This is a genomic window from Carnobacterium sp. GW821-FHT04C06, from assembly GCF_059420345.1.
Window position 1 is genome coordinate 85,685 of the sequence record NZ_JBWKTN010000004.1, and the last position, 24,259, is coordinate 109,943.

Genomic DNA, 24,259 nt, shown 5'->3' on the forward strand with positions numbered 1-24,259 from the left:
GTTCCTCCTTTTAGCCCCATTTCTTTTTAGTATAACAAAAAAACAAGATAAAACCATTTAGGTTTTATCTTGTTTCAAGTTTAGTCTTCTAAAGCTTGTAATTTTTGATTGTCATCAAGTTGTGAGACATCATCTAAATGTCTTTTTTGTAACCAGTTCATTGAAAGGAATAATAATCCACTGAAGACAACGAAGATTGCCAACAAGATCAATGCGCTACTTACAAAGACACCTTGTCCTAATCCACCACTGATTGCTTCTCTAAATCCATAAATTGAATGAGACATTGGCAAGTATGGGTGAATCGCTTTGAAGAAGTTATTTGTTAATGGAATTGGGAATGTACCACCAGCTCCACCAAGTTGAACAATCAATAAGACCATTCCGATGAAACGTCCTGGGTTATCAAATGTCATGGCTAATGTCATAATCAAGAACATGTAAGCAATTGAGGTTACGATTGCCATTGTCATAAATTGTGCTACAGACTCAACATGTAAGCCTAATGCTAGGATTAAGCCTGCTTCAACCACTGCCATTGCAACTGCTGCAACTAAACCGATTGAGAATTTGCTTAACCACCATGAGAAGCTTGATTGACCTGTCATTGAAATTTTACGGATTGGGAAGATAAAGTTGAAGACTAACGCTCCAACATATAAAGCTAATGATAAAACGTATGGAGCAAGAGCTGCACCGTAGTTTTCAACATGGCTGTATTCTTTATGAGTCAATTTATCTGGACTCGCAAGCATATCGAAGGTTTTATCTGTTGCTGTAATTCCGTTTACTTCTTTAGCACCATCTTTTAATTTAGATGATAATTCTTTTGTACCGTCTTTTAATTGACTTGAACCGTCATTTAGTTGAGTCACGCCACTGATTAAATCTGGTAATTTACCAGAAATTTGACCAATTCCGCCGTTTAGAGCGTTGGCTCCACTATTAAGAGCGCTAGAGTTTGCTGTTAATTGAGAAGCACCTGCTTGTAATTGGGCTACGCTGTCTGTGTAAAGTTTAACTCCTGCACTGACTTTGTTGCCTCCTTCTGCTAATTGACCAACACCTGCTTGTAATGTTGGGGCAACTGCATTCAATTGAGTTGTTCCATTAGCTAGAGATGCTGCTCCATCTGCTAAAGTTGGTGTATTTTGACCTAATTGGTTTAATCCTCCGCTGATTTGTGTTGCACCTGGAATTAATTTTTGTGACACACCATCTTTAATATCTGTATATCCATTTACCATTGCTGCTGCTTGAGCTAAAACTTGTGCTTGTTGTTCAGCTGGCATACTATTAAATGCTGCTGGATCCAATGCACCTGATAATTTTTGAATTTGATCATCTGCTGGTAATTTTTCATTAAGTGCATTTGCTCCAGCTACTAAGCCAGTTGCTCCTTGACTTAATTTTTGAACACTTTCATCAACTGTTGCGGTTCCTGCTTTAATTTGATTTGCACCGTCTGCTAATTGTTGTGATTGTTCTGGTAATGCTTGTACTTTTGAGTTAAGGTCATTTAAGCCACCGTTAAGGGCAGTTACACCACTGTTTAACTCTTCATTTTTAGCAACTAATTGATTGCTTCCATCGGCTAACTGACCCACACCTGCTGTATAAGCACCAACGCCATTTGCTAAGGTTTGTGAACCATCGTTTAATTGACCGACACCTGTTTGAAGTGGGCCAACGTTAGAAGCTAATTGACCGATTCCATCATTTAATTGTTTTGTTCCGTCATCTAGTTTTTTAGAACCATCTGCCGCTTGTGTAAAGCCGTCTCCAACTTTTTCAATTTGACCGAAGATTGATTCTGCATAGGCTTTTGTTACATTAGCTGAAACTTCGCTTTTTAATTGCTTAGCCGCCGTCTCGCCAATAACTTCACCGATATAGTTTAATGAGCCATTTGTTTCATAAGTGATATTCATTTTCTTTGGTTCTTTGTCTAATAGTGTTGAAGCATTTTTAGAAAAATTCTTTGGTAACGTCACGACCATATAGTACTTACGATCTTTAATACCTTCTTTAGCGGCTTTTTCTGAAACGAAATGCCAATCTAATAAATCATTTTTCTTTAAATTCTCAACTAGTTGATCCCCGACATCTAATGTTTTCCCTTGATAGTCGACTGATTCATCTAAGTTTACAACTGCAACAGGTAATTCACCTGTTTTACCATATGGATCCCACACTGATTTCAAGAAGAATCCTGCGTATAAGATAGGAATAAACATAATCACGACAAATGAGATTAGTAATAATTTATTGCCGGCAAGTTTTTTCCATTCATTTTTCATCATTTCCATTGACGTTTTTCAACACCTTTCTTAGTAACCCTTTTTTTTCAGCTAAATCGTTCCAATTTAAAATTGGAATTTCACGAAGTCCTAACGTTTCTTGGATCAAATCTTCAACTGTCTGCTTCCCTAAATAATCCGAGTAATACTTGTCCGCTTCGTGAAATACATCCATTAATACCAAATCTCCTTGATTGGCAACAGGCTGCATATCTTGAAATACCATGTTGATTAAACCTGTATTTGGATACGTGATCACAGGTCCTTCTAACGCTTCAATAATTTCCAATATCGTTATTTTTTCAGGTGCTTTCGCCAGTGAAAATCCACCATTGATACCTGATACTGATGTTACAAGATTATTGACTACCAACTTGCGCATTAATTTTTTCAAATAGGTTGGTGAGCCTTGTAACCGATAATTGATAATGTGTGAAGAAACGGGTATCTCTTGATCTTGGGTTGCTAATAACGCAATCACACAGACAGCTTGTTCCAAGCCTTTTGTCAGCTTCATGATTTCGCCTCTTTTCAGCTTTAAAATAATGCCTCTAATCAGATACATTCGCTATCTATTAGAGATATTCTATATCCATGAATAAATTTACTCCTTTTTGAACTAAATTGCAAGCATTTAAATCAACTTTTTTTATTTTTTTATGTATTTATAAAAAAAAAGAGGTTAAAATCACTTATTTTTGTGATTTTAACCTCTTTTTTAATCGATGGTTTCTACTTTGTCTGCTTCTTTTAAAATAGCACCCGCTGTTTGAAGAATATCAAAGGGCGTTTTTTCATTTGCCATCACAACAACGCCATCGTTGCCATCCTTTGAAATCAATATTAAACTATGATATCCACCAAGCACACCGTGGCTATATTTTGTTTTTTCTCCAAGGTACATGCCAAAACCGTATGAAGATTCGGATGATCCTGGCGTTTGCATTTGATCTAAACTTGTTTTACTGATTAATTTTCCATCCACTAACGCTTGGTTGAATTTAACTAAATCACCTGCTGTCATGTACATATTTCCAGCTCCAAATTCTTCAGACAGGCTTCCTTTAGTGATAGGAAGTGGCTGATAGGCTTGATTTCCTACTTTTTGGTAAGCTACCGTATGAAAGAGGGCTGTATCAAAGCTATCGTAAAAACCGGTGTGGGATAAATTGGCTTTTTCGATAATATTCTTAGTCACGTAGGTGGTGTAATCTGTACCTGAAGCACGTTCAACAATTCCTGCTAATAGCGTATAATCGTCATCGGTATAATGCCAGTGTCCGTTATTAACAATTTTTAATTGGTCTAACACCTCTTGAACTGCGCCATTGTGGGTCACTTGTTGCCCTGTTTTCTTCATTCCAACGATTCCTGACGTATGGGTTAATAATTGTTTAACTGTGATGACGCCATTGTCATTAATAGTAGGGTAATACTTTTTGATAGGATTGGTTAATTTTATTTTTCCTTCATCTACTAATTTCATAATAGCCGTTGCCGTAATACTTTTTTCAATCGAGCCTATATAGTAAAGGGATTGAAAAGTATTTAATTGATTCGTTTCTTTATTAGCATATCCGTAGCCTTTATTTATCAAGACTTTTCCATTTTTAATGACTAGTAATGTTCCGTTAAATTCTTTTGGATGGATTAAATTTTCAATTTTAGTAGTTAATTCAGGAGTTTTATTTCCATCATTAGGATTATCAAGATTTGGTACTAACTTTTCTGAATCATTCGTTTCCAGTGCTAAGCCATTTTCTTTTAACTTGTATAGTCCAATCTTTGAATGCGAGGCGCTTGCTGCAAAGCTCTCTTTTTTGTGAGGTGTTGCAAGGAATACTCCACCTATTATAACTAAACTTAAACCTATGATTGCTAAACTAATTTTCCGCATCCTTCTCACCTCTTTCCCTATTATAAACTCTACACTTCCAGATAATTACTTAATTTTTTTTAAAATTTCTTTACATTCCAACGTGTACTAGTTACAATAGTACACATAATACAAAAACAACTGTACAAAAGGAGTCTGACTATGATTAAAATTGATCCCCGCAGCCCTCATCCTTATTATGAACAAATCATATCAGCAATCAAACAGCAATGTTTAGCTAAAATATTATTACCAGGCGACAAGCTTCCGTCTGTACGTGAAATGGCTGGAACTATTTTAGTAAATCCAAATACAATCAGTAAAGCTTATCAAGAATTAGAGCGTCAAGGTGTGATTGAAACGTTAAGAGGAAAAGGAACCTATATAGCTGAACGGCAAACAAATCCCATCAATACCGAATTAGAGTTAAAACTTCAAAAACAATTGGAAGAATTTTGTATAGAAGCTCTTTACTTGGAAATTCCCAAAGAAACATTAACAGCATGGATTGAAGAAAACTATAAAAAACTCAAAAAGGAGTAAGCCAATGGACATTCAACATTTATCAAAAAAAGTTAGTGCCTCATTTTCATTAAAGGATATTCATTTCACCTTAAAAACAGGAGAAATCACGGGTTTGATTGGTCGGAATGGAAATGGAAAATCAAGTTTATTTAAAACCATGGTTGGACTTTATCAAAAAGATGCTGGTTCCGTTTTAATTGATGGGAAAGAGATTGAAACGGTTCCCAAACAAAAAGAACATATTTTTTTACTACAAGATTCTCTTTCTTATTTTGATTCATTAAAATTAAAAGAAATTAGCAATTATTACCACATCGTCTATCCAAATTTTGATCAAGCCTTATTTCAACGAGAACTCAAAAAAATCAAACTAACGTTAGATGAACGTTATGGGAAATTATCAAAAGGTACTAAAACAATGGTTCGTTTAATTAGTGCTTTTGCTACAGGAGCTAATTATCTCTTGTTAGATGAGCCGTTAGATGGGTTGGATACAATTCAAAGGAAACGTGCGTTAGCCTTTATTTTAAAACAGGCTGCAACAAATCAAGTGAGTATTCTAATTGCCTCTCATCAACTTCAAGAACTAGAAACTATTGCTGATCGAATTTTAGTTTTAAAAAAAGGAACTTTAACAAAAGATTTCTATTTAGAACACTTACGTTCAACGGCTATTAAAGTCCAATTTGTTTTTGTCACAAAAGACATTCCCTCTGTTATAAAAGATAACGCTACTCTTTTATCTGTTGAGGGGCGTGTTTTGACTTACTTATTTGAAGAATTGCCTCAAGAATTAGAAAATGAAATTAAAGAAACGAAACCTGTATTATTTGAAAGACTACCTGTTTCTATTGAAGATATTATTCGTAGTCAATCCACCAAAGATGCAGATTACCAAATGATGAATTAGGAGGAACGAGTGATGAATAAAGATTTGAATAGCTTACTTTGGAAACACCATTGGAAATTATTGAGTTTATTTTTTGTAACAGTAGTTGGAATTTACTTATATAATGGTCTTAATCAGGTGAATAGCTGGAACGAGAATTATCAATCAACAATTGAACAAATCAAATTATCTGAAGGCACGGAAACGATAAAAGATTATGATTTTTCCTTATTTTATACGCCGGGGCAATCTTCAAATAAAATTTTTACTACTTTTATTAATGAACCCTCCCATATTTTATGGATTGCTATCGCACTATTAAGTTTTGGTTTATTCTTTTTAGATAAATTTTCAGATTTCGATCAATTTTTATTTGCTAGTCGTTTTTCGAAAAAAATGATTTTTTCAACAAAAATGATTTTTGGTTTTAGTACCCTTCTTGGCAGCTTAATCATTGGAAAAATAATTTTTATTGGATTACTTTACATGCAAATTCCGAACGAATTTTTCAATGCAACATTTTTTGAACTTTTACCTAACCAATTATTAAGCTTATTATTTTATAGTTTAATTTTTTCCATGATGATGTTTTTTGCTATCATCATCGGGGATGTGTTCTTTCTATTTTTTGTTAGCATTGGATTTTCAATTAGTATTGGCTTTTTTATGAATACCTTTCGCACCCTTTTTGATAAATGGAATTATTACCAACATGGTTCAATTTCTATGATTGCAAGTAATTCATGGGTTTTTAGTTTATTTAAAGCTCCAGGAATTCAAGGGGAACATCCTCCAATTTGGTATTATTTAGTTTATAGTGTGGCGACTGGATTATTAGTGGCGTTATCTTCTCATTATTATAAAAAACTCTCGTTAGAAAATAACGGTAAATTTATTTTATTTTCAACATTAAATAAGCCTCTTATTCTGATTGTCAGTCTTTATGTCCCTTTTATGCTAGTAAGCAACTGGCTCTATGCTGATTTTTATAATCTTCAGCTTACTCGCTTCTTCTGGCTTAATCATTTACTGTCCTTTGGATTTGGTGTCGCTTTTTGTGGCAGCCTTTCTTGGTTCCTTCTATTCAAGAAAGAAGCTTTAAAAAAAAGAAGCTTTTAATTAAAAAAACGCAAGGCTCTTTTAAAAGAGCCTTGCGTTTTTTCTGTTTTTAGTTGTTAGCTCACAAAGACTTAGTGGGCAATCAAATAGATATCCTTGAAATACATCACAGCCTAGTTCATGAACTTGTTTTAATTGAGTTAGCGTTTCTATACCTTCTGCTACCACTGATAAATTCAAACTATGAGCCAATTTAATCGTCGATTCGATAATTTTCATTGCTTTTAGTTCGGTTGAGCGAATGAAAGCTTGATCTATTTTTAAGCAATCAACGGGTAATGAGTGTAAATATTGCAAAGAACATGAGCCTTGTCCAAAATCGTCTAAACTAATTTTTATTCCTAATGCTTTTAATTGAACTAAATTTTGATTAGCTCGTTCCAAATCCTGTATCTCTGGTCGTTCAACAATCTCAAACTCCAAGCGTTCTGGCGCATTTAAATTAGCTTGCAAATAATGGCAAAGTTTTTCTATATAAGTATCATCTGTCACATCACTAGAGGGAATATTAACAGCAATTGTTCGTTTCTTAAAAAAAGGATTTGTATTTAACAACATCACGATTTCTTGAATCAAGTAATTTTGTAAATTACGGCTATCTTTTGCTGTTAGAAATGAGAAAAAAAGATTTGGTGTTAAAATACGATTTCCTATCTTTAACCTAATTAATGCTTCAACACCCACTGTTTCTAATTGGTTACGACTCACTTTAGGTTGAAAATAAACTTGATATTGTTGATTTTGAATCCCCTTTATAATTTCGGTATCCGTAGTTGCAGAACACACTGTCATTCCTCATTTCAATAATGATATTCTAAAGCTCATTTTACCCTTATTATATTATAGAAACCTGCTAGTAATCGCAACTATTTACACTTTTTTAGAACTATTTTTATTTAGTTCTATTCATTTAATAAATTAAAAAAAGACAATCCAAATCGACATACGATTCAGATTGCCTTTTTTAAAAATTAAGCCATTCTTTTTTTTTCTTTTCATATTCATCTGTACTAATAATGCCTTCATCATACAATTTTTTTAAATAAGTCAAATCATCTGTGATAGAATCTGATCCTTCATTGATTTGACCATTTCTAGTTAGCATCATGATTCCTGCAATCACCCATAAAATCCCATGAATTGAAGTTATTGAAAGTCCACCTAAAACCAAAACAGCAATTCCCCAACCTGAATGCCCTTTTTTGATTTTAAAAGCTGCAATAAAACCTACAATAGACGTTGCGACTAAAAAAATGACAACAACAATTAAGACTCCAATTAAAAGAGCACTTTCCGAACCATCATAATAGTTTGTATTATAATAATCCGTATCATACGTTTGATTCATTTGAGAAGATATCCCAATTCCCGCTAAAGCTGTAATAATAATAAGCACAAAAGCAGATAAGGCATTAAAGATAGCTCCTATCAGTGTTAATAGATATTCAGTTTGTCGATTCATCGTGTTCTCTCCCTCCATCTTTTTCCGCTTCTTCAGTTACAAAACTCTCTTCTTCTACTACAAGCGGCTCCATTTCATCAAAAATTGCTTCATTAGTGGTTTCAGTAAGTTGTTGAGCTGCTTTTAGTCCTTTTAGCTCTTGTTTTAATAGATAAATTTCCCGATCATGATCCGAACTATTTTTCACTAATTTTGATTCATTAATCCCTTTAACAATTGCTTTTTTAATGATAAAATACCACATAAAAATCATGCCAACAATTAGTACGATATAAAATAATGCTAGAAACACAAAGAAATATGCAACTATCAGTGATTCCATTTAAATTCCCCCTTATCTTTTATTATTCTATTATACCTTTTTTCATAGGTGTCGTCATTTTTTATTTGTTCCATCAATCATTAAAAAAAAACAGACCTGTTTCGCAATGAAACAAGCCTAGCGTTGCTTATTCTATTTGTTTGCCATTTGAAGCAATGACACCTTGATACCAATAATAACTTTTCTTTGGAATGCGACGCAACGTTTTTTCATCGTGTTCGTCACGATCAACAAAAACCATCCCATAACGTTTTTGATACCCATTTAACCAGCTTAACAAATCTGTGTAACTCCATGTGCAGTAGCCTAATACTGTCACACCATCTGTAATAGCTTCTTGAATGGCTTTTACATGACGTTTTAAATAATCAATCCGGTACTCATCATTAATTGTGTCATCTGGTTCAAGCTTATCAAAGGCTCCTAAACCATTTTCAGTAATTAAGATTGGCAATTGATAGCGATTTTCTATCCGTCGTAAGGCTACATGTAGCCCTTCTGGGTCAATCGTCCAGTCCCAATCTGTTGTTTCAGTAAATGGATTGGCAGTCGTTTTAAATAAGCCAGGAATACCACTGTCTTTACTGCTTCCTTTTTTTCCAGTAAAGTTTGGTTTTGCTTCACCAACGCCCCCATTTAATGGATTGTACTCTACAGTTGCTGTTTGATAATAGTTTAACCCCATAAAATCAGGTGTTGCCGCTTTTAATAGTTCTAAATCTCCCGGTAAAATAGTTGGTGCAATGCCTTCTTTGATCAAGTAGTTCATTGCTACTCTAGGATATTCGCCCCAGGCATAAACATCCATCCAAAAGTGCGACAATAGTTCTTCCGCATTTTCAGCAGCTAAAATATCTTTGGGATTGGGTGACTTTGGATAAACCGGGGTATAGGCAAAACTTGGTCCAATCAACGCATCTTCAATCGATAAAGCTCTGAATGATTGAATTACCTTTGCATTAGCCACATTTGCTATATGATTGACTTCATAGAATCGTTTTTCATCTCGAACTGCAGGTGGATGAGTCCCTGTTTTGTAGCCTTGTCCCACAAAAACATTTTGTTCATTTAGAGTTACCCAATGTTTCACTCGATCACCATAACGCTTAAATAAAATAACTGCATAATTATTGAAATCTTCAATTACTTCGCGACTTTCCCAGCCGCCATAACGTTCCATTAATGTTTGCGGGATGTCCCAATGATACAACGTAACAACTGGCGTAATTTGATAAGACAACAATTCATCAATCAAACGATCATAAAATTCTAACCCTGCTTCGTTGATTTCTCCGGTTCCATTTGGTAAAACTCGGCTCCATGCAATTGAAAAACGATACGCTTTTAAACCTTGCTCTGCCATTAATTTAACGTCTTCCTTATAACGATGGTAGTGGTCAACTGCGACGTCTCCATTAGTATCTTGAAAAGTTGCCCCTGGAACTTTCGCATAGACGTCCCAAACAGACTTGCCTTTCCCATCAACATTCCATGCTCCTTCAACTTGATAAGCCGCACTTGCGCTCCCCCATAAAAAATCAGTTGGAAAATCTTTTAATTGAATATGTTCCATTCCAATCACTCCTAATAATAGACTATACTTTTATATTTAAATTATAGATTATTGCACAAAAAAATGCTAGTTAGAACTGTTGTTTCTAAAAAATGAACTTCTTTCTATTTCTTAGTCCTTATTCTACTAGTAATAGGTGAGTCCTTTTATCCTAATTAAAACTACTTCATTACTGAACCTAATATTTATTAAAAAAAGATGGACGAATCCCTCTCATCCTCATTTAACTATTAATTAATTTTGGTTAAAAAAAGTACTTTTATTTTTCCTGTTCTTTTTTTCTTAACAAAATGTTTGACTGGAAAACCTCATACATAAACCAATATACTTTACTTTTATACCTTCACATTTACTTTTGTTCTTAACTTTCGAACATTTTTTCATCGAACAATTCTATTAGTCGCATAAAATAAGCTTTTGTTCATATTTCCGTCTCTATTTTTCTTCTGAAAGAAACTTTTTCTAAAATTAGTTTATTTTCATTCTGAAAAAATGATTAACTCGCTTTTCTCTTTAACTATCACAACTATATTTGTTATAATTTAATAATTAAACTAGCTATTAAACGTCGAATCAAACATCAAATTCGTAATTTTTTTATTCATATTCGCTCTTTTTTAATTATTTTTTTATTTTACGACACATTTTGTTCACAAAAAAACTTCTAAAATAAACAAAAAAAACGTGAAAGAAATCACACGTTTTATTATTCTTACATATAACCTAAATAATTATTTTTATGTATAATTCCAATGTAAAAAAAGCATTTTATTCAAAAAAAAAACGGTTAATCCTTATAAAATAAGCATTTATATAAAAAAAACACCTCTGAATTATTCAATTATTATATAAATCAGTTTTCCTTTTGGTCTCTTCAAACACTAATCTTGAGTTATTTTTCACATTTATTTGGATTATCATTTTTAGTTATTATATTATTTATGGATATTATTCTATCTAATAGCTGGATTCACGATGATAATAAGATTAAAATTTCAACACAAATAGCTAACCTTTATGCTATAATATTGAACAGTAATTGATTACTATAATAAAAAAACTTCAATGTTAAGAATACACACAGAAGTTTTTGGAATAAATTCAAAGTTAATTGAACTATATATAGCTGATATTGCCGTAGGTCGAAATTGACCCTTCTGCTAAACTCACTAATTCTTCAAGTAACATATTTATTCCTCCCCCCCAAAAAAAATAATCTTTACTTTTTGGAAATATTAAAAATAGAGATAGCAAAACATTTGTTTTACTATCTCTATAATATAACGTTTATTAATTAAAATCAACTATAGAAGGGAATTTTTTATCATGATTATCTTAGGAGATAAAGTTAAAAAATTAAGAATCGAGAAAAAATTAACACAAAGTCAATTGGCAGAAGGCATCTGTACCCAAGTTACCATCAGTAAAATTGAAAATCACAACAATATTCCAACTATGAATATTTTAAGCAAAATCTGTGATCGTTTAGGTGCAGAAATCAACGATGTTTGTATTGTTGAAGGAGATTCAAATACAAATTACAATCTCTTTAAAAAAGTTGATACTCTTTGTAACCAACTACAACATAAAGAAGCTTATGATTTATTAGTAAGTAGCATCAACGAAGATGAGCTAGACAATATTCACGATAAAAAACTTTATTACTACTATGTTGGGATTACTCGTTTAATTGGTTTCAACGAATTTGAAGAAGCTTTGCACTACTTTAATTTAGAATTAATCTTAGAGCGTTCTTCTAATCTTGATTTTGTGGATGTTTTAGTTACAAATTCAATTGGAATTGCTTATGATTCAAAAAATGACATTAAAAAAGCTAAAGTTTATTTCGACAAATCAATTGATGATATTCAAGAATTAAACAAAGTTGAAGCAGATAACTTTACTAAATTATTGAAGATTTATTACAACGCAGCTAAATTCTATTCAAAAATTGAAATCTACGATAAAGCTATTAGCTTATCTGACATCGGAATTGACTTGTTACAAAAAGACAAATCATACTACATGCTTGATTTCTTGTACTATGAAAAAGGCTTTAACTTATTGAAAAAAGGCAATAAAAAAGAAGCAGAAGAATTCTACTTCTTAGCAATGGCTTGTGCGATTATGAATGGCAATGACAATATTGTTACTGGCATTAAAGAAGATATCAAACAATATAAATTAACACCTTACAAATTCTAAAGAAAAAACCTTCTCAACTTTGAGAAGGTTTTTTTCTTTAGTTTATTTTTTTTAAGATAGCTTGTGCAGTAGCTAGGTTCATTTGAGGTGCTTTCCGTAATTCTGCTACTACTTGTTCGATTTCATCACCAGTTGCGCCTGCGTGGATTGCCAGTGCCTTTGCTTGTAGTGACATATGACCTCTTTGGATTCCTTCTGTTACTAACGCTTTTAATGCTGATAAATTTTGCGCTAATCCAACTGAAACAATAATGCTTGCAAGCTCTGTCGCTTGATGAATTTGCAATAATTCTTGATTTGCTTTCACAAGTGGCAAGACACTAATAGCGCCACCAACGGTTCCCACTGGCATTGGCAATGTCAATTCTCCTACTAAATTTCCAGCTTCATTCACAAACCAATTGGACATCCCTTTATAACGCCCTGTTCGACTCGCATAAGCATGAGCACCTGCTTCAATCGCTCTTGTGTCATTCCCAGATGCCATCACTACTGCGTCAATCCCATTCATGATGCCTTTATTATGAGTTGCTGCTCGGTAAGGATCCAAGTGAGCATAATGGGTTGCTTCTGAAATTCGATTGGCAACTTCTGCTCCACTGTATTCCTGAGTTGCTAGAACCGTTACTGGTATCTCACATTTAGCCGTAACCAAAGAAGCATCGCCATAGTTGCTTAGAATTTGCATCAAGGTGCTTCCTTTAATCCAATTGGTTATCGGTTCAGCTGTTGCTTCTAAAATTGTATTGATTGTATTGGCTCCCATGGCTTCTTGAACATCTACAATTAGGTGAACGGTTAAATATTCAGGTACTCGCTCTTCATTTGTAATGATTCTTGTTTCAACTCGCTTCACGCCTCCTCCTCTTTTAACTATAGAAGGATGTGCACGGGATGCGATTTCTATGATGTCACTTTCTTTATCTTGAATCATTTTTGCAGCTGCTTCGATATCTGGAACATCTTTAAAAATCAATTGTCCAATCATCGCACGTTCGTGAATTTCAGTTGTAAATCCACCGCCACTTCGAATCATTTTTGCCCCATTGCTACTTGCTGCAATCACAGAAGGTTCTTCTGTCACCATCGGCACAATCACATCTTTCTGATTCACTAAAAAATTTAGTGCCACACCTATTGGCAATGGAAATTGGCTTAGTTGATTTTCAATCATATTGTCTGCAATTGTTGCATCTAATAGCTGTTCATCCATTAATAATTGTTCCCCTTGTTCGGTTAAAAATCCTTTTTCAGCTAATAGTTTAATTCGCTCTTGGCGGCTTTTTTGATAAAATTTTGAAATAGTTGAATCCATTTCAATTCCCCTCTTTCAACTAGTTTAGTGACGTTCAACAACCATGGCAACGCCTAATCCGCCACCAATACATAATGATGCCACACCTGTTTGTTGCTTCGTTTGTTTCAATTCGTATAGTAAGGTCGTCAATACTCGCGCACCTGATGCGCCAATTGGGTGCCCTAAGGCGATTGCTCCACCGTATATATTGGTTTTTGCTGGATCAATTTTTAAATCTTTTACAACAGCTACTGATTGTGAGGCGAATGCTTCATTCAATTGGAATAAATCAATTTCTGATAAGCTATAGTCGCTTTTTTTAACAGCTTCTTTGACTGCATAATAGGGAGCGTATCCCATAATCGCAGGATCAATTCCAATTTCAGCGGTTGCTTTGATGGTTGCTAAATAAGGAATTCCTTTCGCTTCTGCTCGTTCTTTGGACATTAACACTAATGCCGAAGCACCGTCATTGATTCCAGAAGCATTTCCAGCTGTGACGGTGCCGGTGCCGTCTTTTTTAAAGGCGGGCTTCAAACGTTCTAATTTTTCCATTGATGTATCATAACGAATCGTTTCATCTTTTTCCATTAAAGTGCCATTTTTTAGTAAAACGGGAACTATTTCTTCTTGAAAGAAACCTTGTTCTTCTGCTTGTTTAGCTTTCATTTGTGAGTGATAAGCAAAAGCATCTTGTTCCTTACGGCTAACTTGAAATTGTTCAGCTACATTTTCTGCAGTAATTCCCATGTGGTACTGACCAAAGGCGTCAGATAATCCATCATTAATCATACTGTCAACCACTTGATCGTTGCCAAATTTGTGACCAAAGCGATGATGCTCCATTAAAAATGGTGCCTGTGACATATTTTCAGTTCCGCCAACCACAACGACTTCTGCTTCGCCAAGTTGAATCGCTTGTCTGCCTAACATCACTGCTTTTAAACCGGAACCGCACACTTCATTAATTGTCATTGCAGGAACTTCAAAAGGAATGCCTGCATGGATAGCAATTTGTCTAGCTGGATTTTGCCCTAGACCTGCTTGCAGCACATTTCCAAAAATAACTTGTTGAATATCTGATGTCTCTATATCGGCTCTCTTTAATGCATCTTCTACAACAATTTTGCCTAGTTCAACAGCTGAAATATCTTTTAAACTGCCACCAAATCTTCCAAGTGGTGTTCGAACTGCACTTACAATTACAACTTCTTTCATAGCCCTCTCCTTTGAAAACATTTTGCCTTTATTATACCACTATTGATAGCCAAAACAACTTGTTGATTGTGGGTCTTTAAAAATTTATTAAAACCTTTAGGTTAAATAATGAAAACGTATTCTAAAATGAAAAATAGGGCTTTTTTTTAAAGATTTTACTAATTTATGATGAAATTTTCTTCTTTCGGTTGTCTTTTAAAGTTATTTTTAATAAACTGATAGTGTGAGTCAAAAATATATAATAGAAAAAGGTAATGATAATGAAGATAGGAATCGATAAAATTAGTTTTTATACACCTGCTTTTTATGTTGACATGGTTGAGCTTGCTCAGGCAAGAGGAATTGATCCAGATAAATTTACCATCGGCATTGGACAAGATAAAATGGCATTTCCACCTGTTACGCAAGATTCGGTAACAATGGCAGCTAATGCGGCCCTATCGCTATTAGATGACGTCGATAAAGAAAAAATTGATTTGATCATTCTAGGAACAGAATCAGGAATTGATCAATCAAAAGCTGGCGCAGTTTATATTCATCGCTTACTTGGCTTGAATCCATTTGCTCGTTCAATTGAAATTAAAGAAGCTTGTTATGGCGCAACTGCAGGCATTCAGATGGCAAAAGAATACGTTGCAAACCATCCTGAAAGCAAGGTTTTAGTTATGGGTTCTGATATCGCTCGTTACGGTTTAGATACACCTGGTGAATCCACTCAAGGAGCTGGTGCAGTCGCTGTCTTGATTACAAAAGACCCTCGCGTGATTGCCTTAGAAGATGACAATGTCTTTTTAACAGGGGATATTATGGATTTCTGGCGTCCTGTTTACTCAGAAACAGCCGTTGTAAATGGTAAATATTCAACTGAACAATACATTCAATTTTTTGAAACAATCTGGGCTGAATATCAACGTAAATTCACTTATTCATTAGCTGACTTTACTGCAATTTGCTTCCACCTACCTTATACAAAAATGGGACGTAAAGCATTAAATACGGTGATTGATTCAGTTTCTAGTGAGGATCAAGAACGCTTATTGGAAAATTATCGTTTAAGTACGCTGTACAGTCGCCAAATTGGAAATATCTACACAGGCTCTCTGTATTTAAGTGTGATTTCTTTACTCGATCACCAAACATCATTGAAAGCCGGAGACCGTTTAGGATTCTTTAGTTATGGCTCTGGTGCTGTGGCAGAGTTCTTTAGTGGAACACTCCAAGAAAACTTCCAAGATTATATTAACGCTAAAGGCCATCAAGATTTGTTAGATAAACGTAAAAAATTATCCATTTCAGAATATGAAGAACGATTTAATCAACAGCTACCAACGGATGGTTCAACAATGAAAATTGAGAGTACCGATGATCCTGCTGAGATTGTTTTAACTGGAATTACAGAGCACATGCGTCAATATTTAAAAAAATAAGTAAAAAGTCCAATTAAGATTTTTCTTAATTGGATTTTTTTTAGGAATTTTAAAAACATTTTTTTAGATAGCAGTTGTTATCGAAATCTAGTATACTTAATGATTAGGGGGTGCAAAATGAAAAAGAAAACATACCGCAATACACCAGCTTTTACTTTATTGGCATGGGGATCCTTTATTTTCTTTATTGTCTTAATCACAATTGGTCTTTACACGTTAAAAGAACCATTGATGGTAAAAGGCTATTACTTAATGGGAACTGTTGGAATCATTTCTTCTTCTTTCACTGTAGCAAAAGTTGTTCGTGATAATCAAGAAGATGAAGAACGTTATAAACAAATGTTTAAAGCTGTAGATGAAGATGCTCATTAATAGTATGAAAACTGTCGCTAAAGATGCAACTTTTTTAGCGGCTTTTTAGTTTCAATTCTTTCTTCTCACTCCTTTTTCCGTTATAATCGAATCAAGACTTTTTTTAGGAGTGATACTAAATGATTCATATCGAAAAAATACCTAACGGTTCCTTACAAGAGAATTGCTATATTATAGCGGATGGCACAGATGCTTTAATTATCGATCCTGGTTCTGACGCAGAAAGAATCATTGATACCATTCATAAACTAAATGTAATTCCTCAAGCCATTTTATTGACTCACACTCACCATGATCATATTGGTGCCGTCGATCAAGTACGCGACGCTTTTTCAATCCCTGTTTATGTTCATGAATTGGAACAAGATTGGTTGAATGATCCTGAAATGAACTTATCTGCACAATTTACAACTATTCCTGTTACTGCTAGACCTGCAGAATTTGAGTTTACACTGTATCAAGAGTATCATTTTGGAAAACTTCATTTTACAGTTGTACCAACACCTGGACATTCATTTGGCAGTGTGAGTTTTATATTTAATGATTTCGTAATTGCTGGAGATGCTCTATTTAAAGGCAGTGTCGGACGACCAGATTTGCCAACAGGTAACTTAGATCAACTGCTTACAGCCATTAAAACTGAATTATTCTCATTGCCACCAGAAACAGTTGTTTATCCTGGACACGGTGATGAAACCACTATTGCACAGGAACAAAAAACCAATCCATACTTTAATTAAAAAAAAGCTTCCTTAAATTTAAGGAAGCTTTTTTACTAGACTTGTTCTAAATAATTTTTATAATAGCTAGCATATTCTTTCATCCCGAGTCGTTTAAATACTTCAAGTGAAAATAAACATTTTTCTTCTCCAGAAGTTTTATGGCCATTTTTAATTAAGAGAATTCCGTTTAAAAATTCAATCGTTACCTTTTCAAAAAAGGCAGTTTCTTTTACTCCAATTGATTCAATCGTCTTTAAGTACTTCTGTGCTTTTCTATTATTATGTTGATCAAAACAACACAATACCATATTAATTAGCATTCGCGCTAAGTCGTCTTGGTTTGCATTTAAATCGCGATACAGATAAACTTCTTTTAAGGCTTTTTCAATTAAAAATTCTAGTGTTTCTAAGTCATAAATAAACATCATATTGGTAAATAAACGCAGTTCATAATAACCCCAATATTGAGTATTGAAGAGATAATATTTGATTGGCAACACTTTTTCTTCATCAATTTTTTCATTTTTCACTCGGCAAATTAGAGAATAAACAAGTAAATGATTGTGTAAAAAGAAAATATCTTCAGTCGTTTCTAGCTCTTGTATGAGTTCACGATTTAATTTTTCTAACTCTTCTAAATCAATTTTTTGAAAAGCCGTTATAATTCGTTCCTCTACTCTTCTTTTTGAAGACAATCGGTACCCATTTTTTATATAATCAATCTCGTCGTATTCAACATTTAAATTGTCCAATAATTTAAAAAATTTTGTCACTGAAATATTTACTTTTTCTCGTTCATATTTTGATAAAAAAGATTTTGTCATTGTATTCCTACATGCGTTTTCTAAAGAATAATTTTTATTTTTTCGAAGCTTTGAAACTATTTTCCCATACGACATTTTATCACCTCTGTTATATTTTTAAGAAAAGAAAAGACTTTTTTCTAAAAGAATAGTTATCTTTTTTTTAACTATAGAATCCATTTAAAATTCAAACATTTTGTTTTAATTTTCTTTGGTATAGTTCCATATTCCCACTATCAAAAGTAAGATTTTCCAACAATTTTTTTGAAAAATTAAACTTAAAATAAGACAAGCAACATCACTTTCTACTCAGTGGTTTATCTGTATTTTTAAATAATCTTTTCTCTCTTCATTTAAACATTTCTTTTTGAGAGCTTCTTTCTTAGTGTATTATATGACACAGAAAAGTAATTTTGTTATATATTTAAATTCTATAAATTTTAAATATAATGCTGTTTATTTCGTTAGTTTTGACATGATTCGTTAGTTTTTTATTTAACGTATTTTATTTAATTGTTTAATTTAGAGGAATTAAATAAAATAAAAAAGCTAGAAATACTGTTTTAAAACAGTACTTCTAGCTTTTTTATTTGGTTTAACTGTAAAATATGGATTTAAATTTAATTTATTCCCATTTTTCTAATAACTTTTTGATTTTCTACAATGACAGTAAATCTTTTTCTATCAACTAATTAATTTTAAACCAATCGTTGAAACTAAAATAATCCCAATAAAAAATAAGCGTAAAACACTTTTCGAATCACGGTAAAATAAAATTCCAACAATCGTGGTTCCCACCGTTCCGATTCCAGTCCAAATTCCATAACCTGTTCCCATTGGAATCGTTTGAAGCGCATAGGACAACAGCATTAAACTAATCCCCATTAACAAAACCGCAAAGAAAATAGCGTCTTTTTTACCAATGGCTAATCTTTTTAAATTTATCACTCCAATAATTTCAATTAGTCCCGCAACAAATAATGCCAACCAATCCAATTGTAACCACTCCTTATACCTCTTTTTTTGTTTCAACCATTTTCAACCCAACAATTCCTACCAATAGTGAAATCATTAAAAAAGCTTTTAAAGGATAAATTGCTTCATCGAATAGCCAAATTCCAGTTAAAATCGTACCTACCGTCCCAAGACCTGTATAAACTGCATATAAAGTCCCCATTGGCAACTCTTTTGCAGCCATCGTAAATAATCCGTAGCTTAAAATGACACTAATAATCGTAATTGCCCATTCCCCTAAGCTAGTGGCATGTGCCAAGCCTGTTACCCAGCCAATTTCTAAAATTGCTCCTAAAATTACTAATAGCCAACTTTTATTCATAATTTCCTCCAATAATCTCATCGTTTCGCTTTCTATCTTAACACATTTTTGCTTATGAAAAAAATACTTGAGCAAAACTTCCGATGAACAAGATTCAAAAAAAATTTATTTGAAGAAATTGCTCCGTATCATGAAAAATACTTAAAATACATTTATATAAAAATTAAGTCTGCTATATTGCTATATTCAATGAAGTAAAAGTGTAACCTACAGAAATTCATCATATTACCGAATATGTAAATGACGATAACAAAATATATTACAACATAGGAATTTACGCTTCTTATTTTGAGTAATCCATATCTACAAAAAACTAAAACTGATAAAGCATTAAAAAAATGTGCACATAGGGTTCTAAAATCAGAAACAAAACTAACAAATTGAATTTTCTTTCTAACACAGCCTGAGTAAAAAAGTTTCTTGAATAGACAATTTTTTATGTTAATCGTTAGTTTCTTATGAGTTAAACACCAGCAAAGAAAACCATTTAGACTCTTTTTTCCTTCGTTTTTAGTAATGTGCTAAATAATTTTCACCCGAAGTAAAACCTCCACCTCGTAATAAAATTTGATTTAACTTACCCCATATAGAACTCTCTTCTTTCCTACAATCTACTTATCATTTAATACTTTATATTTTGGTACTTTAACTAGCTCATATACTTTAGTTTTATCTTGATTTTCAACAGTATCGTCAAACTCAATCATTTGAATCGTGAAGTTCTCATACATTTTGATATACAACTGTTTTTTACTTAAATCATAAACAGAAGTATATTGTGTATACTGTCTATTCCTATCTTCTGGGAGGTCTAATTTAATTACCCCTTTAACAATATCGGATGTTGCTAAAATGTCACTTTTGGATTTAAATGGCATTTTTTTAACAAGGTATATGACACATATAAATAAAATGCTACAAAATCTGTAGCATTTTATTTTATACCAATGACCAAACTATCACGAGCTGCTTCTACAACTTCAACAGTAATCGTTCTCAAATTATTAATTTCTAAAATTCGATCAATTTGTGAAAATAAACGCTGAATCAATCGGAAATTTCCATTAGTTATTTTTATCATGCTAGTGATTGCCTCATAGTCAGAAAAATCTTCTAATTTAATTGGGATATCTAGTTCAGACCATTTATATTCTAAAATATGGTGAGTTTCATCTTTGCTGAGATTATCAAACTCATGAGCAAAGCCAATTCGAGAATAGAGCTGTGGATACCTAGAAAGTCTTTTATCAATGCCAGGCATTCCAATGAAAATCATTGCAATATCATTTTGATCGTAAATATTGCGTAATTGTTCTAAGTGCTGCAATTTCAAACGATCAATTTCATCTACGATAATTAAATCTACTTCAGTATATTCTCCAACATTCGAGTAATCTTCTTCTACAATACCAAGATTTACTTGATACATCAATTTAGTCATGGCTAACCTATATCCTAAAATATCTAACTCACTTGCTAATTTTGTTGGCTTTTCAGTAGGAGCCGTGTAAAAAAGTACATTGGCTGGCATAATTTCTTTTGTTGCATTATCAGCAATTTTTTTTACCCATACTATAATCAATTTGATAGCTAATTGTATCCCAATTCGCGTAATATCTTGAAGATAAAGTCTTTCCTACACCAGGTGATCCATAACAAATCCCAATATATTTATATTTTATACAAGCATTACAAAATTCCGCAAAGCGTTTATATTCTTTAGTTTCAATGAAGTTTGTTTTTTTAGTCATTAAAATACCTCTTCAATTTAGACTTTTTTGTTTTTTTACTTTCATTAGTTTGTTGTTTTATTTTAGTAGATATTAGCGTCTCGGCGATTGTGTTTGTTGCTGAAAGCTTTTTTTTCAAAATAGATTTACGTTTATTTCTTGCTAATTGTATCTCTTTAATATCTACTGTAAACGAAGAAAGCTCAGGTGCGATTGCTGTACATAAAAACTGATCTTTAAAAAATATTCGGATTTCCGCTAAATCTTTTGGTGTGTATCGAATAAGGATTGTTTCACCTACATAAGCTGCTAAATTAGGATTTGTATATCTAAATCCTTGAAAATGTATGCCATCAGAATGCACTTTTCTAGTTTTGGCAACCTGCAAGAGTAGCAAATCAAGTTGTTCAAGACTTTCAGGCATATTAGGTAAAAAGTTCAATTCATTCCATTTATTTATTGGACTATTTTTAATATTTTTGTGCATTCTATGATTGTACTCATTGAGAATAAAGTAAACGAGTTTTTCTTCAAACTCTTGAAAAGTTAATAACTTTTCTGTTTTACTATTTTTCGTATAGCCTGGTAAAGATTCTAAAAGCATTTGATTCACTGTTTGGAAAAAACGTTCAATTTTTCCTCTACCTCTTGGAAACCCAATTGTAGAAAAAATTAAATTGATTTTTAAATCAATCGTAATTTGTTCTAAATGATTAGACGTAAAGTCACTTCCATGATCGGTATAAAATTTTTCAGGTATTCCACAAATTGGCCAGTCAGCATTTTCTTTTTTCCATATAGCTTGATGGAGTGTTAAAGCAGTATTGATTGCAGATGGAGACTCAAATGTAAGATGATACCCAGCAATGGCACGACTGTAATCGTCCATAATAATGGTTAACCAAGGTCTAGTGCGTTGATTCTTTTCATCTAAAACTTCAATATCTAACAATGTATGATCCGCCTGCCACAGTTCATTTGAATGGTTAGATTCTCTAAGATGAATTAAATCAAACTTAGTCTTATAACTCTTGCTGCCTTCTTGCGATAAGGTTATCAAGTCCTTCGGAACATTTTTTACTACACGATAGACTTGATGGTAGCTCGGTTGAGGTAAATTATTCACTTTACACTCATTTAATACTTTCCGATGAATAGTAGCAACACTTATTCTCTTATTTTTTAAAACAGTTTCTTCTATAAGATTTTTTACTTTAAGACTTATTTTGGTTGTTCCTGAATCTGATCGGGTTTTATGAATGAGTCCCTTTAAACCATCATAATCATATGCCTTTTTCCATCTATATAAAGTTCTAATAGGAATATTTTCTTGTTTAGAGATATCTTTGATAGAAATATTACCTTTAATATAGGGTTCAATAATCTTAAATTTTGCAACTGCTTTTTTTCGATGACTTTCAGAGTAAGCTGTTAATGGTTTAAGCTTGTTTTTCTCCATTTTTTTCCTCTTCCTTCATTTTATCCAAGTAACGATAAATTGTTGTTCGAGAGACATTCCACTTTTCTGCAATCGTTTTTATAGGTGTTTGATTATCTACCAACGTCTTAAGTAAAGCTAAGTCTTGGGAAGACAATTTTTCAGGTCGTCCTCCAAAGCGACCTCTTGCTCTAGCTGCTGCTCTACCGGCTGCAGAACGTTCTAGAATTAAATTACGTTCAAATTCTGCAAATGCCGCAAACAAATGAAAAATGAGTTGACCTGTTGAGCTGGATTTATCCATTGTAATATTTTCTTGTATACTATGAAAACTCACCCCACGATCATTTAGTTTATTTACTATAGAGATTAGATCCTCCATATTTCTACCTAGTCGATCTAATCTCCAAACAACAATTGAATCTCCTTCTCGAGCAAACTCGATTGCCGATTCCAAACCAGGCCTTTTATTTTTTGCACCACTTATATAATCAGTAAAAATCTTTTCACATCCAAAAGATTTTAAACTGTCTTCTTGTAAATCTAAATTTTGTAATCCAGTTGAAACACGTGCATATCCAATATTCAAAATGATCTTCTCCTTCTTTTTATTTCTATTGTACCATAACTTTAATTAGATAGTTTAATTGAACATAGATTGTGTTACGGCTTTATGAACATATAATTGAGCTGAATCCTTAAAAATTTGAGAAAAAATAAGAGTGTGCAGAAAATGGTCATTTTCTGTACACTTATTTCAATACCTATTTCTAATGTATTAATGTCATTTATCGCACTTGATTATTTAAGTCATCTCTATCATTCTAAGCTAGGAGATTTTATCTTAACCAAGTGTCAACTAAAAGATTTAACTTGTCTCTAAAACCTTTAGTTGAATGCACTTTTTTTGAGTATGTTGGAAATAAATTAGGGTAACATTCTTGAGCTTCTTTGATTAACAAAGTTGTTTCAAGATCTTTTTGTAGCGTAAATTCTTTTTTTATTTCAATATTTAAGTTTATAAGTTCAGTCATTTGTTTTTTGATTTCATTTATCTCAATTGTTAATTGCTCATACGGGGCTTTTTCCTCAACTATCTTAAATTCCGTAATGGTCATAGTTTTTTCTACTGATTCCATTAAAGTTCCTTTATTCAAGCTTTTTTCCTTTTTTATAGATTCAATCAATAAAAGATTATCTAAAGAAAATAATCGCCTGTTCTTTTCATTTCGAATAAAATAGTCCTTATTACCGCTGTATCTTTCGATCGCCTTACAATAGACAATTACTTTTTCTTTTGTCAGTCTAACTTCCCTGGCTACTTGTTCAACTGTAAAATATTCTGTTGGTTCCATCTCATGGCTCCTTTGTTCTTTTTTCCTCTACCGAATCTTCTCTAAACACTACATTCATGTATCGAATAATTAAAGAAAAACTTGGGATAACTATAATGATTGAAAAAAGTATTAATCCGTACCAAAATAGGGGGTTAACAAGTACTAACAGTCTAAAAATAAGATCGATTACAATAATTAAACCAAATAAAATAATTAGTTCACTAGCCTTTGCCTCTCCCTTAAAGTCTAATGTTTTTCTAAAAAAAGAACTGATTAATTTCATCTATTTCTTCCCCTCCATTCTATCA

Annotated in this window: 24 protein-coding genes and 1 pseudogene; 7 read left to right on the top strand and 18 right to left on the bottom strand. The window is 32.8% G+C overall.

Annotated features, from left to right (window positions below; all coding sequences use genetic code 11):
• Nucleotides 1–80: 80 nt before the first annotated feature.
• The 3 genes from AC07SW_RS07780 to AC07SW_RS07790 form a co-directional block, all read right to left on the bottom strand.
• Nucleotides 81–2,309, bottom strand: a complete 2,229-nt coding sequence (locus AC07SW_RS07780) for a YhgE/Pip family protein (protein WP_494632585.1) — start codon at nt 2,307–2,309, stop codon at nt 81–83.
• Nucleotides 2,290–2,817 (bottom strand): Rrf2 family transcriptional regulator, encoded by a 528-nt coding sequence (locus tag AC07SW_RS07785; RefSeq protein ID WP_034568445.1) that lies wholly within the window; start codon nt 2,815–2,817, stop codon nt 2,290–2,292. Before AC07SW_RS07785 ends, AC07SW_RS07780 begins: the two co-directional genes overlap by 20 nt.
• 201 nt (nt 2,818–3,018) lie before the next feature.
• The gene (locus AC07SW_RS07790; RefSeq protein ID WP_494632586.1) at nt 3,019–4,197 is read right to left on the bottom strand and encodes a serine hydrolase domain-containing protein; all 1,179 of its coding nucleotides are present in this window, start codon (nt 4,195–4,197) and stop codon (nt 3,019–3,021) included.
• 141 nt (nt 4,198–4,338) lie between these two features.
• Between AC07SW_RS07790 and AC07SW_RS07795 the strand changes: the two genes are divergently transcribed.
• Genes AC07SW_RS07795 through AC07SW_RS07805 form a run of 3 tightly spaced genes read left to right on the top strand, consistent with a single transcriptional unit; the run spans nt 4,339 to nt 6,709 of the window.
• On the top strand, nt 4,339–4,719 hold the full coding sequence (locus tag AC07SW_RS07795) for a GntR family transcriptional regulator (protein ID WP_034568443.1): 381 nt from the start codon (nt 4,339–4,341) through the stop codon (nt 4,717–4,719).
• A 4-nt stretch (nt 4,720–4,723) separates the two neighbouring features.
• Nucleotides 4,724–5,611: an ATP-binding cassette domain-containing protein gene (locus AC07SW_RS07800; RefSeq protein ID WP_494632588.1), complete on the top strand. Its 888-nt coding sequence runs from the start codon at nt 4,724–4,726 to the stop codon at nt 5,609–5,611.
• Between the two features lie 12 nt (nt 5,612–5,623).
• On the top strand, nt 5,624–6,709 hold the full coding sequence (locus tag AC07SW_RS07805) for a hypothetical protein (protein WP_119908417.1): 1,086 nt from the start codon (nt 5,624–5,626) through the stop codon (nt 6,707–6,709).
• Between the two features lie 21 nt (nt 6,710–6,730).
• Here the strand turns inward: AC07SW_RS07805 and AC07SW_RS07810 are convergent, their stop codons facing one another.
• The 4 genes from AC07SW_RS07810 to AC07SW_RS07825 form a co-directional block, all read right to left on the bottom strand.
• Nucleotides 6,731–7,495, bottom strand: coding sequence for an EAL domain-containing protein (locus AC07SW_RS07810; RefSeq protein WP_051915594.1), 765 nt, complete (start codon nt 7,493–7,495; stop codon nt 6,731–6,733).
• A gap of 178 nt (nt 7,496–7,673) precedes the next feature.
• Nucleotides 7,674–8,171 carry a DUF4064 domain-containing protein gene (locus AC07SW_RS07815; protein ID WP_034568438.1) on the bottom strand — a complete coding sequence of 166 codons (498 nt, stop codon included), beginning with the start codon at nt 8,169–8,171 and terminating at the stop codon, nt 7,674–7,676.
• Complete coding sequence (locus tag AC07SW_RS07820) at nt 8,155–8,493, bottom strand: hypothetical protein (protein WP_051915593.1); 339 nt, start codon at nt 8,491–8,493, stop codon at nt 8,155–8,157. Before AC07SW_RS07820 ends, AC07SW_RS07815 begins: the two co-directional genes overlap by 17 nt.
• A 127-nt stretch (nt 8,494–8,620) precedes the next feature.
• The gene (locus AC07SW_RS07825; protein WP_311779636.1) at nt 8,621–10,066 is read right to left on the bottom strand and encodes a glycoside hydrolase family 1 protein; all 1,446 of its coding nucleotides are present in this window, start codon (nt 10,064–10,066) and stop codon (nt 8,621–8,623) included.
• A gap of 1,326 nt (nt 10,067–11,392) precedes the next feature.
• Here AC07SW_RS07825 and AC07SW_RS07830 point away from each other — a divergent pair.
• Nucleotides 11,393–12,271 (top strand): helix-turn-helix domain-containing protein, encoded by an 879-nt coding sequence (locus tag AC07SW_RS07830; protein ID WP_034568434.1) that lies wholly within the window; start codon nt 11,393–11,395, stop codon nt 12,269–12,271.
• A gap of 37 nt (nt 12,272–12,308) precedes the next feature.
• Here the strand turns inward: AC07SW_RS07830 and AC07SW_RS07835 are convergent, their stop codons facing one another.
• Nucleotides 12,309–13,586, bottom strand: a complete 1,278-nt coding sequence (locus AC07SW_RS07835) for a hydroxymethylglutaryl-CoA reductase, degradative (protein WP_135022994.1) — start codon at nt 13,584–13,586, stop codon at nt 12,309–12,311.
• Between the two features lie 24 nt (nt 13,587–13,610).
• Nucleotides 13,611–14,786, bottom strand: a complete 1,176-nt coding sequence (locus AC07SW_RS07840; protein ID WP_463684709.1) for an acetyl-CoA C-acetyltransferase — start codon at nt 14,784–14,786, stop codon at nt 13,611–13,613.
• A gap of 260 nt (nt 14,787–15,046) precedes the next feature.
• Here AC07SW_RS07840 and AC07SW_RS07845 point away from each other — a divergent pair, with 260 nt between their 5' ends.
• The 3 genes from AC07SW_RS07845 to AC07SW_RS07855 all read left to right on the top strand — a co-directional run bounded on the left by AC07SW_RS07845 (nt 15,047) and on the right by AC07SW_RS07855 (nt 17,325).
• Complete coding sequence (locus AC07SW_RS07845) at nt 15,047–16,213, top strand: hydroxymethylglutaryl-CoA synthase (protein WP_463684711.1); 1,167 nt, start codon at nt 15,047–15,049, stop codon at nt 16,211–16,213.
• A 117-nt stretch (nt 16,214–16,330) separates the two neighbouring features.
• Complete coding sequence (locus tag AC07SW_RS07850) at nt 16,331–16,585, top strand: YiaA/YiaB family inner membrane protein (RefSeq protein WP_051915592.1); 255 nt, start codon at nt 16,331–16,333, stop codon at nt 16,583–16,585.
• A gap of 122 nt (nt 16,586–16,707) precedes the next feature.
• A complete protein-coding gene (locus AC07SW_RS07855) occupies nt 16,708–17,325 on the top strand; it encodes an MBL fold metallo-hydrolase (RefSeq protein WP_279625191.1) in 618 nt (205 codons plus the stop codon).
• A 35-nt stretch (nt 17,326–17,360) separates the two neighbouring features.
• On the opposite strand, the gene AC07SW_RS07860 is transcribed toward AC07SW_RS07855, so the two are convergent.
• The 9 genes and pseudogenes from AC07SW_RS07860 to AC07SW_RS07900 form a co-directional block, all read right to left on the bottom strand.
• Nucleotides 17,361–18,206, bottom strand: a complete 846-nt coding sequence (locus tag AC07SW_RS07860) for an Rgg/GadR/MutR family transcriptional regulator (protein ID WP_119908421.1) — start codon at nt 18,204–18,206, stop codon at nt 17,361–17,363.
• A gap of 588 nt (nt 18,207–18,794) precedes the next feature.
• Nucleotides 18,795–19,106: a DMT family transporter gene (locus AC07SW_RS07865; RefSeq protein ID WP_034568424.1), complete on the bottom strand. Its 312-nt coding sequence runs from the start codon at nt 19,104–19,106 to the stop codon at nt 18,795–18,797.
• A 13-nt stretch (nt 19,107–19,119) separates the two neighbouring features.
• Entirely contained in the window at nt 19,120–19,446 is a 327-nt protein-coding gene (locus tag AC07SW_RS07870) for a DMT family transporter (RefSeq protein ID WP_034568423.1), read from the bottom strand.
• 611 nt (nt 19,447–20,057) lie between these two features.
• Complete coding sequence (locus AC07SW_RS07875) at nt 20,058–20,324, bottom strand: linear amide C-N hydrolase (protein ID WP_494632590.1); 267 nt, start codon at nt 20,322–20,324, stop codon at nt 20,058–20,060.
• A gap of 56 nt (nt 20,325–20,380) precedes the next feature.
• Nucleotides 20,381–21,197 (bottom strand): annotated as a pseudogene (locus tag AC07SW_RS07880) (AAA family ATPase).
• Nucleotides 21,190–22,635 carry a transposase gene (locus AC07SW_RS07885; RefSeq protein ID WP_494632591.1) on the bottom strand — a complete coding sequence of 482 codons (1,446 nt, stop codon included), beginning with the start codon at nt 22,633–22,635 and terminating at the stop codon, nt 21,190–21,192. The pseudogene AC07SW_RS07880 and the gene AC07SW_RS07885 overlap by 8 nt, the downstream one beginning before the upstream one ends.
• Nucleotides 22,616–23,203, bottom strand: coding sequence for a recombinase family protein (locus tag AC07SW_RS07890; RefSeq protein WP_485399585.1), 588 nt, complete (start codon nt 23,201–23,203; stop codon nt 22,616–22,618). Before AC07SW_RS07890 ends, AC07SW_RS07885 begins: the two co-directional genes overlap by 20 nt.
• Before the next feature lie 250 nt (nt 23,204–23,453).
• Complete coding sequence (locus tag AC07SW_RS07895) at nt 23,454–23,969, bottom strand: hypothetical protein (RefSeq protein ID WP_494632593.1); 516 nt, start codon at nt 23,967–23,969, stop codon at nt 23,454–23,456.
• A gap of 1 nt (nt 23,970) precedes the next feature.
• On the bottom strand, nt 23,971–24,234 hold the full coding sequence (locus tag AC07SW_RS07900; RefSeq protein ID WP_494632594.1) for a hypothetical protein: 264 nt from the start codon (nt 24,232–24,234) through the stop codon (nt 23,971–23,973).
• Nucleotides 24,235–24,259 lie beyond the last annotated feature (25 nt).